Here is a 1,539-nt window from a genome sequence, read left to right on the forward strand (position 1 = left end):
GCGGTCGAAATCCAGCCGCCGCCGAGCCCGCGCAAGTACTGGACGCGCAGGGGAATCGCCCACTGGCTGCTCGAGGTACTCGCCGATGGGCCGCCAACCCTGGTCGGCATCGACCACGGCTTTTCCTTTCCGTTGCGCTACTTCGAGGTGCACCACCTCCTGCCGGACTGGCCGGCCTTCCTCGATGACTTCCAGCGCCACTGGCCGACCGATGAGCGCAACACCTACGTTGACTTCGTGCGCGACGGGGTCTGTGGTGATGGCGCGGCCAGGACGGGCAGCTCGAAGTGGCGGCGCATCTGCGAGGAGCGCTGCCGGGCGAAGTCGGTGTTCCACTTCGACGTGCAGGGGTCGGTGGCCAAGTCCACGCATGCGGGGATACCGTGGCTGCGCTTCCTGCGCTCCAGGCTCGGCGAGCGCGCGCACTTCTGGCCGTTCGACGGCTGGAATGTTGCCCCAGATCGTTCCGTCATCGCCGAGGTTTACCCGTTGCTGTGGCGCCAGGCCTATCCAACCGAGGGCCGCACGGGCGATCAGCAGGACGCGTACGCGGTCGCCGCGTGGCTTCGCGATGCGGATGCCGATGGCAGGCTGTCGAAGGCCCTGAAGCCGGGCCTGACCGACTACGAGCAAGCCATGGCGGGGGTGGAAGGTTGGATCTTGGGACTCTGGTAGATCGTGAGCGTTGCCCACCGGTAGGCGGCAGCATGACACGCAACCAGGGGGTCTACGCGGGCGGGCCATAAAAGCCGAAAGTCGGTTACTCGGCCTGAACGGACGCTCGCCGGATTCGACCTAGTGGCCGGTCACGACCCGTTGCTGCCGTTGCGCTTTGAGAAAAGCTGTCGTCCAACGTAAAAGTGAGGGGCTGCGCGCTTTTGCGCAGTCCCTCTCGACTGCCGGGTTGGGGGTCATGGTTTTACACCCTCAACTTTATTTTGCATACGCCACTTCTTGAGAGAGATTGGGTCACCCTCTGAGTCTTGGATGAGCACGTCTTTGCTGGAAAGCCGGACATAGAATATATGCCATAACTCAAGCCGTTCTGGACGGTCAGCGAAGACAGATACCGACCAGTAACACTTACCCTTCACCCATACTTCTTCGTCAGTCGGAGCGCCGAAGGCGACAGGAAAAGAATGTGAGCTCGACCACGTACGAAACTCGGAGAGCTGGCTCACCAGCTCGGAGGCACGGGTATAGGCAGCGGAACCTTCCGCGATCGCAGAACACTTTGGCGTGGCGTGAGCGAAGCCAACAAGGCCAAATACAAGTATGCAAGTGATGAATAGCGAACCCACTAATGATCCCCAACGTAATGTATCCCGCAAACTCTGCAAAATAAACTGGTTGGTGCGGGATATTCTGGCAAGAGCTTGCGCTGCGAAGTGGCTTGCAGACTGGGTTCTGGAGGAATAGACTGTACAAAAATACAGATATAAATCCCCGATGGCCACTTCAAATTCCCCCACTTATGGCCAGTCAAACTCCTCCATGCAGGACGAGCGGATTATGAGGCATCGGCGGTGACGGCGATGC

2 protein-coding genes are annotated in these 1,539 nt (G+C 60.0%); one reads left to right on the forward strand and one right to left on the reverse strand.

What is annotated here, in order from left to right; all coding sequences use genetic code 11:
* The coding region (locus D466_RS24595; protein ID WP_018915434.1) for a hypothetical protein at positions 1-675 on the forward strand (675 nt) is incomplete at its 5' end.
* 236 nt (positions 676-911) lie between these two features.
* Here D466_RS24595 and D466_RS24365 read toward each other — a convergent pair.
* Positions 912-1,457 (reverse strand): hypothetical protein, encoded by a 546-nt coding sequence (locus tag D466_RS24365; protein ID WP_196803543.1) that lies wholly within the window; start codon positions 1,455-1,457, stop codon positions 912-914.
* Positions 1,458-1,539: the final 82 nt, after the last annotated feature.

It is taken from the genome of Thiomonas sp. FB-6 (genome assembly GCF_000377645.1).
Classification (GTDB): domain Bacteria; phylum Pseudomonadota; class Gammaproteobacteria; order Burkholderiales; family Burkholderiaceae_C; genus Thiomonas_A.